Consider the following 8,499-nt stretch of genomic DNA (forward strand, 5'->3'; position numbering starts at 1 on the left):
AATCTATTCCCTCTTTCATTTTTTAAAATTAAGGAAAAAGAGGTAAAATATATAATAAAGTGGAAAAAATTTAAATGGAAATTTTTATTGATAGAAAAAAATTATTAGATATAATTTTAAACATAGTATAAAATTAGTTGTATAAAAGAACTCTCACATTAAATATTTTATCCTATAAAGAAGTAAGCGTGAGAGAAAAAATATAGATAATTTTCTAAAATAAAAAAGGAGGGAATATGAAACAAAAAGTAGGTATGGTAGTTTTAGTAATTATAATTCTTGCTGCGTTGGGTTTTATTGTTAAACAAGCGATGCCTAAAAAACCAACTTATGGAATAAATCTGGTTGATGTTAAAGCAAAAAAAGTTTTTCAACAAACAATTACAGCTGGTGAAACAATAAATTATCCCGTAAAATCACCTTATACTGGAGAAAATACTGCTTATTCTGCTAACCAATGTATGAAATGTGGAACAATTTTTGCTTATATTCCTTATACTCCAAAAAGTCCCACGGAAGAACCACCATCACCTGAAATTATGATGCCAAAATGTCCAAAATGTGGTTCATTTGAGATAATAGTTCCTGCAATTCCACAAGGAGTAAAAGAAATTGATGTAAATCAGGATGAAATACCTATTGTTGATATGTCAAAAGGTACAAAATAACTTTAGTAAGTTAAAGGGTCAGAAATTCCTACTTTGGTAAAGGCATTTTTTCTTAGTTGGCAACTTGGACATTTTCCACATGGTTTTTTAGTACTTTTATAACAGGACCAGGTAATTGAAAAATCAAGTGAGAGTTTTATACCCTTTTTTACTATATCTGCTTTTGATAAATAAAGTAATGGTGCTTGTATTTTAATTTTTCCGCCATTTATTGTTTTTTTTGTTGCAATATCAACAACTTCCTGAAATTTTTTTATAAAAGGTGGTCGGCAATCTGGATAATTAGAATAATCAACAGAATTTACTCCAATAAAAATTGCATCTGCATCAATTGTCTCTGCATAGGCAACAGCAACAGAAAGTAAAATTGTATTTCTTGCTGGAACATAAGATAAAGGTATTTCTCTTTTTACCTTTTCTGGTATTTTTATTTCTTTTCTTGTAAGTGCTGATTTTACCCACGAGAGGTCAAAATTTAAAATTAAGTGTTTTTCACATTTTAAAAATTTACCCACTTTCTTTGCCGATTCAATTTCTTTTTTACCTTTTTGTCCATAATTTAAGGTTAAACAAAAAATCCTATATCCATTATTTTTAGCAATAGCAGCAGAGACAAAACTATCCATTCCACCGGAAATTAAACAAACTGCTTTTTCTTTTCTCATAGTAAAATTATATAAAAAATAATAAAAATTGTTAATAAGGTAGGTTATTTAGCGCGTGGATGTGTTTTGTTATAAAATTCTTTTAATCTTTCTACTGTTAAGTGAGTATAAATCTGAGTGGTTGTTATTCTTTCATGTCCAAGAAGTTCTTGAACTGTTCTTAAATCAGCACCTCTATCAAGTAGGTGAGTTGCAAAAGAATGTCTGAAAGTATGTGGTGTTACTTTTTTATTTATAATTGCCTTTTTTGAATACTTATCAATTATCCTTTCAACACTTCTTTCTGTCAGAGGTTTATTGTATTTATTGAGAAAAACAATTCTTTCCTTTTTATTCGGCCTTTTTTCAATATATTCTATCAATGCCTTTAAAGCATATTTCCCAATTGGCACAATTCTTTCTTTTTTACCTTTTCCCCTGACCTTTATAACTTCTTCAAAAAAATTTATATCCTCAATTTTTAAAGAAGTAAGTTCCCCAACTCTTATTCCTGTTGAATATAAAAGTTCAAGTATTGCTTTATTTCTTAATGATTGCCAACTATTTTTAAATGGTAAATTTAAAATTTTTTCAACTTCTTCAAGTGTTAAAAAGTTTGGCAACCTATCTGCTTTTTTTGGGGAAGAAAGAAGAACAATCGGATTTGATTTTACCAATTTTCTTGTAGTTAGAAATTTAAAAAATGATTTTAATGATGCAATTTTTCTACCAATTGTGTTTTCAGAATAACCATAACTTCTTAAATGCCCTAAATAAGAAATGAGGAGTTGGTGAGAAATTTCATCAAAAGAATTTATTTTATTTTTTTTTATAAAATTTATAAATTGAGAAATATCTTTTTTATATCCTTTAATTGTATTGACTGAATAATTTCTTTGTAATGTCAGATAATCAAGAAATTTTTTAACATACCTTTTCATTCTTCTTTATTTCTTTTTCAATGTACTTTTATGCCTTTTAGACACCTGCCTGAATATCTACCACTTTTCATCACTAAAAAAAATGTCTCTGGCAATACCTACTCTCCCACCTCCTCTCGAAGGCAGTACCATCGGCGTCGAGAGGCTTAACTGCCGTGTTCGGGATGGGAACGGGTGTTACCCTCTCGCTATCGTTGCCAGAGACATTATTATTTTACCTTCTTTTTCTTATCTGTCAACATTTCGAATTGAGACATAATAAATATTTACAAAAAAAAGAGAAAATAAAATGACTTACTTTCCTGCTCTTTTCCTTTCCATACCAAAATACTCATCAGATAAACATCGGAAAGAAAGTAATAAGTAATTTTCATTACTAATAAAAAAAATACGAGAGAATTAATATTATATGAGAATTTTAGGATGCTTTTCTTCTAAATGGGATTTTTTCAGATGGATAAGTATTGATAATTCTTTTTGATATTAAAAAACCTCTTCTTGCCATACCAACACCAAATTTAATATATTTTAGCATTCCTATATTATGAGCATCTGTTCCAATTGAAAAATTTATATTTTTACCAAGTGCCTTCAAAATATTAATATCATTTAGGTCAAGTCGGTCAGGATAAGAATTTATTTCAAGAATTACTCTATATTTTTCTGCGTACTCAATAATTTCCTCAATATCAACATCATATCCCTCTCTTCCGCTTAATAATCTTCCTGTTGGATGAGCCAATATATCAACATAAGGATTTTCTATTGCTTTTTTAATTCTTTCTCCGACATTTTTCTTAAAACCCTGATGGATTGCAACAATTACATAATCAAGTTCTCTTAAGATTTTATCATTATAATCAAGGGAACCATCACTAAGAATATCAACTTCTGCACCTTTTAATATTTTTATTCCCTTTATTTTTTGATTTAATTTGTCTATTTCTTCATTTTTTCTCTTTAATTCATCTTCATCAAGACCTCCCGCTATTTTTGATGTCTTTGAATGGTCAGCAATTCCAATATATTCATATCCCATTTTTTTTACAGATAAAGCAATTTCTTCAATTGTATTAACACCATCTGAATATTCAGAATGTACATGTAAATCACCTTTTATCTCTTTTTCTTCAACAATTTTTGGCAATTTACCTTGTTGCGCTAATTCAATTTCACCTCTATCTTCTCTCAATTCAGGAGGAATCCAGACAAGTCCCAATGCTTTATAAACATCTTCTTCTGTTTTACCTGCTATTTTCTTATCATTTTTAAAAACACCATATTCACTTATTTTTAATCCATTTTCTTTTGCAAAAGTTCTTAATTTTATGTTATGACCTTTGGAACCAGTAAAATATTGTAAGGCAGAACCATAACAATCATCAGGAATAACTCTTATATCAACCTGCAAATTATTTTCTTTTACAATCACAGATGCTTTAGTTTCTCCTTTTACAAGTATTTCACTTACATCTGGTAAAGATACAAATTTCTCAATTATATCTTCTTTCCCTACTGCAAGAATATCAATATCACCAATTGTTTCTTTCATCCTTCTAATTGAACCAGCAGGAGAAATTTTATCAGCATATTTTCTTAAACTTTCAATTATGTTTTCAACTATTGGAAGTGCAATTCCCAATGGTATTCTTGATTTACCTAACTTGTAAAGTTCTATACCTCTTTTTATATTCTCAACTTTCTTCTCTCCCATTCCAAAAAGTTTCGCAAGTGAACCATCTTCAATAACTTTTTCAAGGTCAGATAAATTTTTAACATTTAATTTGTTATAGACCAAATTCAATGTTTTTGGTCCTAAATTCGGGATATTGAGTAATTCAATAATTCCATCAGAAATACCTTCCATCGCTTCCTCATATTTTTTCATCCTGCCTGTACTTAGATACTCATCAATTTTTTCTGCCATTCCTTTTCCAATCCCAGGGATATTTTCAAGTTCCTTCCTTTTCCATATATCTTCAATATCCTCAGTAAGCTCTCTTATAACCCTTGCTGCTTTCCTATAAGCACCTATTCTAAAAGAACTATCATTTTTGAATTCAAGGGCATCAGCAATTTTATCAAAAATTTCAGCAATTTCAGTATTTTTACTCATTTTTTTTACCTACTGGGCATAAATAAAAAACATCTTCACCAATCCCAAGAACACCTTTTACTTTTTCATCATCAAATGCGCCAACCATAACTATTCCAAGAGATAATGCCTCTGCCTGTAAATGTAAATTCTGCCCACAATGTCCAACTTCCATATAAACATATCTTTTACCTCTTTCCCCATATCTTCCTGTTGTTTTTTCAAAAATTCCAGATATAACAACTATTGCAGGAGCAATTTTTAAGCATCTCTGCTCATAAGCACTTTTTGAAATTTCATTCCTTAAATCACCTTTCTTAATTAAGGAAATTGAATGTTCCCCAAAATTGTAATGATATAAACCTTTTTCAATTTTTTCTATTTCACCTGCAATTAGAAATATTTCAAGAGGATATGTTGCCCCAGCAGAAGGAGATGTTCTTCCACCTTTAGAATTTTTGCCATCACATGCCCATAAAAGTTGAGAAATTTCTTTTATTGTCAATTTTTCATCTTTATAATCTCTTGTTGACTTCCTTCTTTTTAATGCCTCTTCTACACCTATTTCACTAATTTCAACTTCCGGTAATTTTATATTTTCCATTTTTTATTATTTTACCTTAAAAAAGAGGGAGGAGGGAAAAGCTATTTAAGCAATGAGTCCAAAATTTTTTCTGCTTCGTCTTCTTCTAAATAATCAACCATTTGAAGAATTTCATTTTCATTTAAGGATAAATTATCCTGTAAAAATAAAACATCATAATAAAAACTATATTTATTGTTCTCTTCATTTTTCACAATACTCTGTTTTGGGGATTTAAAGAAAAAAAGAGAAAGAGAAAAAACAAAAATAATTGAAATCAATGCAAATACAAATCTCCTTTTAAATATATGCCTCTTTTCTTTAACAGGTACTTCAAAAATAGAATTTTCCCTGCTATCCCACCAAGAAGAAGGAAGAACAGGAATATCTATTTTTTTGCTTTTTTCAATTACCATTTTCAACTCATCATATTTATTTTTACATCTTTCACATTTTTCTAAATGCTTTAAAATCTGTTCTTCCTCTTTTTTATTAAGTTCCTTATTAATTAAGTCAACCAATTTCTTTTCAAATTTCTTGCATGACATTTTTCAGCACCCCCTTTTCTTTAAGATTTTTCCTTATCTTTTCAACTGATTGGAAATAAGTTGCTTTTACTGTTCCTTCTCTTGATTTAAGTATCTCAGCAATCTGTTTATATGGCAATTCTTCATATGTTTTCAAAATAAAAATTGATTTTTGTCTTGGCGTTAAATTTTCAATTTCTTTCTGAATTTCATCTTTAATATCTCTTAAAATAACCATTTTATCACTTTCAATTTTTTCACTTTTTAAAATATTTTCCTGAATTTCTCCTATTTTTTCCCTTTTTCTTTTTCTAATGTAGTCATATGAAAGATTTATGACTATTCTATAAATCCATGTATAAAACTTCGCTTCCTCTCTAAAACTATCCCATTTCTGATATGCCTTAACGAAACTTTCCTGAACGATATCAATACCATCTTCTTTATTTCCCACCATTCTGAAAGCAACACTATACAATCTATCTCTATATTCTCTATAAAATGCCTCAAATTTTTCTTTCTTACCCACTTCTTTTTGACCTTTTTGTTGATAAATAGTTTAGTAAATAGTATAATAAATTGAACAAAATAAAAAGGATAAAAAAACAGGAGGAAAAATGGCTAAAAGAACCACATCTGTTTTAAGAAGACAAAGAAAAGAAAAGAGAAAAACAGCAAGGAATAAGGCAATAAAATCAAAAATAAAAAGAATAGTTAAGAAAACAAAAAAAGCAACTCTTGAAAATAATGTGAATCTTGAAAATTATGTGAAAACAGCAATAAAAGAAATAGATAAAGCAACAGGTAAAGGAGTTCTTCATAAAAATACTGGCTCAAGGAAAAAAAGTAGACTTATGCATTACATAAATAAGTATAAAACAGACACCAAAAATCAGGAAAAGAAATAATAAATAAAAATTTCAAGTTCCTCTCCTGGGAGAATTTTCCCTATTTTTAAAGAAAAATCTAATTGATGCAGTTGCTCAAATTTCTTAATTGTTTCTCTATCTAATTTTTTCCTGTTTAGAAATACATTTTTTAAATATAAATTAGCAGCACCTATAACAACTTGAAAATTCTTTTCTCTTTGTGAAACATATTCCCTTATTAAACTTCTTAATTTTCCCTTATTTTCTTTTCTTATTGAATAAATTTGAGAAAAAAGTATCTGTTCTTGTGTTTTAAATGCAGAATAAACTTCTGCATATTTTTTCAAAGGCATATTTATATCCGTTCCTGTTAAAATAAAAATAACATCTTTTGCCTTTTCAATAATTTCTTCTAATTTTTCACATTCACTTTTCAGAAGATTTTCAACATTCTTAATAATAATAAGTTTTTTTTCAGAAAAAACAGGGAGGAAATCGACTTCTTCAATTATATCTTTGGTAGTTACTTCTCCACCATAAAAAACTTTTTTATCAAAATCAGTGAATTTATATTTTTCTTCTAAATTCTTATAAATTTCTTCAAATTTTGATGTGTTTTCAACTCCAACAATAACAAACAAATTTTCTTTTTTATTTTCTTTCTTCATTTTCTAAAATAATTGTGTAAACTTTTATTGCTATTTTTTTAGTAATATCATTAAGAACTTTTTCTTCATCATAGGAATTGGAAAGAGGATATGAGATGAACTGAACAAAACTTTTTTTGAAAACCTCACCATTTCTTTCAAGCAAAACTTCACCTTCCACTGTCAATTTACTACTTACAATTTCATCACTATCATATTTGTCATAAAAAAGAGGAGTTCTATTTATTTTATTAAGCAGAATTGTCAAAACATAATCAGCATTATCTTCTGATGAAGTAAGTGTAAAAGATGGATAATTAATTATTACATCTGTCAGGTTGTTATATAGATACATTTGGAGTTTTGGCTGTAATGTCAAATTTTCAATTTTCTTTATATAAACCTTTTCACTTCCCTTATTTAAAAACTTATAACCACATCCAGAAAATAAAAGAAGTAATAAACTAATGAGAGCTAATTTTCTTTTTTGCTTTTTGTCCATATTCTGTTTCAGGATAATTCTCTACAATTTTTCTATAATAAAATAAAGAAGGTCCCTTTTTCCCCATTCTTTCGTAAAGGGAGGCAATTTCATAATACCTTTTTGCTTTTTCATTTTCTATTTTATCTGCCAATTTTTGAAGCTCCTGGTTATAAGTACTATCAGGATATTCTTCTATAAAAAAAGATATATCATTTCCCACTTTTTCAAGTTTCTCAATATCATAGTTCACATCAGGAATTGCAAGATACTCTGATTTTATGAGAAAGAAATTTGCTTTTTCTATTATTGGATTTTCAGGGTATGTTTCTATAATTCTTCTAAATATATCTTCTGCCCTTTCATAGTTTTTCACATCCATATAAAACACACCTAAATTGAATAACCTTTCAGGTGCTTCTTTACTATAAGGGCTATTATCCACAACTTTTTCAAGTAGGGATCCTTTCTCTTCTTTGCGGGATTTTAAAAATGGTAATTGCCATTTATTTTCAATGGAAAGATACTTTGTCCCTATTTCTGATTGTTTTTTTATTGCTTCAAATATAAGTTCTGACTGTGGATATTTATCAATAATTTGTTGATAATAGTCAAATGCCTTTTTATATTCACCCTGATTATAATAAATTTCACCAAGAGCAAAGCATGATTTAGGAGCATATTCTGAATTTTTATAATGCTCTAACAACTTTTTATGTTCCCTTATCGCTTTTTCAATATTCCCTTCTTGCCTGAATTTTTCTGCATATTCAAATTGCTCTTTTGGGGTGTCCTTTACTGCATATTTTGGATTTACCCACTTTCCTGTTTGAGGTGTCCATTCCCAATAAGCAAAACAAGAAAAAGCAAAAGCAAAAAATAAAACAAAAATAACAAAAATTCTTTTCATTTATCTCCTATATTATAATTTTACTTTTATCTTTATAATATTTTCCACAAAATAATAGATGTGTCAAATAAGCAAGAAAATTGCTAAACAGGGTGAGTGAGGGGATTGTTCTACACAGGAAGTTTAGAGGGATG

General features: G+C 28.3%; 11 protein-coding genes and 1 rRNA gene. 2 read left to right on the forward strand and 10 right to left on the reverse strand.

From position 1 onward, the window contains the following. Positions 1 to 236: 236 nt before the first annotated feature. Complete coding sequence (locus PLW95_04990; protein ID HOV22021.1) at positions 237 to 668, forward strand: hypothetical protein; 432 nt, start codon at positions 237 to 239, stop codon at positions 666 to 668. 2 nt (positions 669 to 670) lie between these two features. Here the strand turns inward: PLW95_04990 and queC are convergent, their stop codons facing one another. The 7 genes from queC to PLW95_05025 form a co-directional block, all read right to left on the reverse strand. Next, complete coding sequence (gene queC / locus PLW95_04995) at positions 671 to 1,333, reverse strand: 7-cyano-7-deazaguanine synthase QueC (protein HOV22022.1); 663 nt, start codon at positions 1,331 to 1,333, stop codon at positions 671 to 673. Between the two features lie 44 nt (positions 1,334 to 1,377). Beyond that, positions 1,378 to 2,253, reverse strand: coding sequence for a tyrosine recombinase XerC (gene xerC, locus PLW95_05000; GenBank protein ID HOV22023.1), 876 nt, complete (start codon positions 2,251 to 2,253; stop codon positions 1,378 to 1,380). 86 nt (positions 2,254 to 2,339) lie between these two features. Beyond that, positions 2,340 to 2,455, reverse strand: a 5S ribosomal RNA gene (gene rrf, locus PLW95_05005). 216 nt (positions 2,456 to 2,671) lie between these two features. Next, complete coding sequence (polX, locus tag PLW95_05010; GenBank protein ID HOV22024.1) at positions 2,672 to 4,369, reverse strand: DNA polymerase/3'-5' exonuclease PolX; 1,698 nt, start codon at positions 4,367 to 4,369, stop codon at positions 2,672 to 2,674. Next, entirely contained in the window at positions 4,362 to 4,952 is a 591-nt protein-coding gene (locus PLW95_05015) for a SagB/ThcOx family dehydrogenase (protein ID HOV22025.1), read from the reverse strand. Before PLW95_05015 ends, polX begins: the two co-directional genes overlap by 8 nt. 41 nt (positions 4,953 to 4,993) lie before the next feature. Further along, on the reverse strand, positions 4,994 to 5,479 hold the full coding sequence (locus PLW95_05020) for a zf-HC2 domain-containing protein (protein ID HOV22026.1): 486 nt from the start codon (positions 5,477 to 5,479) through the stop codon (positions 4,994 to 4,996). Next, the gene (locus PLW95_05025) at positions 5,460 to 5,987 is read right to left on the reverse strand and encodes an RNA polymerase sigma factor (GenBank protein ID HOV22027.1); all 528 of its coding nucleotides are present in this window, start codon (positions 5,985 to 5,987) and stop codon (positions 5,460 to 5,462) included. The genes PLW95_05020 and PLW95_05025 overlap by 20 nt, the downstream gene beginning before the upstream one ends. Positions 5,988 to 6,075: 88 nt before the next feature. On the opposite strand from PLW95_05025, the gene rpsT reads away from it, so the two are divergent. Then, positions 6,076 to 6,366 carry a 30S ribosomal protein S20 gene (gene rpsT, locus PLW95_05030; protein HOV22028.1) on the forward strand — a complete coding sequence of 97 codons (291 nt, stop codon included), beginning with the start codon at positions 6,076 to 6,078 and terminating at the stop codon, positions 6,364 to 6,366. On the opposite strand, the gene PLW95_05035 is transcribed toward rpsT, so the two are convergent. From PLW95_05035 to bamD, 3 genes are read right to left on the reverse strand one after another with little or no spacing between them, the layout of a single operon-like run. Beyond that, positions 6,351 to 6,995 carry a hypothetical protein gene (locus PLW95_05035; protein HOV22029.1) on the reverse strand — a complete coding sequence of 215 codons (645 nt, stop codon included), beginning with the start codon at positions 6,993 to 6,995 and terminating at the stop codon, positions 6,351 to 6,353. The genes rpsT and PLW95_05035 overlap by 16 nt on opposite strands. Then, the gene (locus PLW95_05040; protein ID HOV22030.1) at positions 6,979 to 7,476 is read right to left on the reverse strand and encodes a hypothetical protein; all 498 of its coding nucleotides are present in this window, start codon (positions 7,474 to 7,476) and stop codon (positions 6,979 to 6,981) included. The genes PLW95_05035 and PLW95_05040 overlap by 17 nt, the downstream gene beginning before the upstream one ends. Then, positions 7,439 to 8,365: an outer membrane protein assembly factor BamD gene (bamD, locus tag PLW95_05045; GenBank protein ID HOV22031.1), complete on the reverse strand. Its 927-nt coding sequence runs from the start codon at positions 8,363 to 8,365 to the stop codon at positions 7,439 to 7,441. Before bamD ends, PLW95_05040 begins: the two co-directional genes overlap by 38 nt. Positions 8,366 to 8,499 lie beyond the last annotated feature (134 nt).

This window comes from bacterium, assembly GCA_035370465.1.
Lineage (GTDB): Bacteria > Ratteibacteria > UBA8468 > B48-G9 > JAFGKM01 > JAGGVW01.

Coding starts and splice junctions, on each gene's coding strand:
- bamD (HOV22031.1), bottom strand. CDS start 8,365: ATGAAAAGAATTTTTGTTATTTTTGTTTTATTTTTTGCTTTTGCTTTT.
- xerC (HOV22023.1), bottom strand. CDS start 2,253: ATGAAAAGGTATGTTAAAAAATTTCTTGATTATCTGACATTACAAAGA.
- PLW95_05040 (HOV22030.1), bottom strand. CDS start 7,476: ATGGACAAAAAGCAAAAAAGAAAATTAGCTCTCATTAGTTTATTACTT.
- queC (HOV22022.1), bottom strand. CDS start 1,333: ATGAGAAAAGAAAAAGCAGTTTGTTTAATTTCCGGTGGAATGGATAGT.
- PLW95_05015 (HOV22025.1), bottom strand. CDS start 4,952: ATGGAAAATATAAAATTACCGGAAGTTGAAATTAGTGAAATAGGTGTA.
- PLW95_05035 (HOV22029.1), bottom strand. CDS start 6,995: ATGAAGAAAGAAAATAAAAAAGAAAATTTGTTTGTTATTGTTGGAGTT.
- PLW95_05020 (HOV22026.1), bottom strand. CDS start 5,479: ATGTCATGCAAGAAATTTGAAAAGAAATTGGTTGACTTAATTAATAAG.
- PLW95_04990 (HOV22021.1), top strand. CDS start 237: ATGAAACAAAAAGTAGGTATGGTAGTTTTAGTAATTATAATTCTTGCT.
- rpsT (HOV22028.1), top strand. CDS start 6,076: ATGGCTAAAAGAACCACATCTGTTTTAAGAAGACAAAGAAAAGAAAAG.
- polX (HOV22024.1), bottom strand. CDS start 4,369: ATGAGTAAAAATACTGAAATTGCTGAAATTTTTGATAAAATTGCTGAT.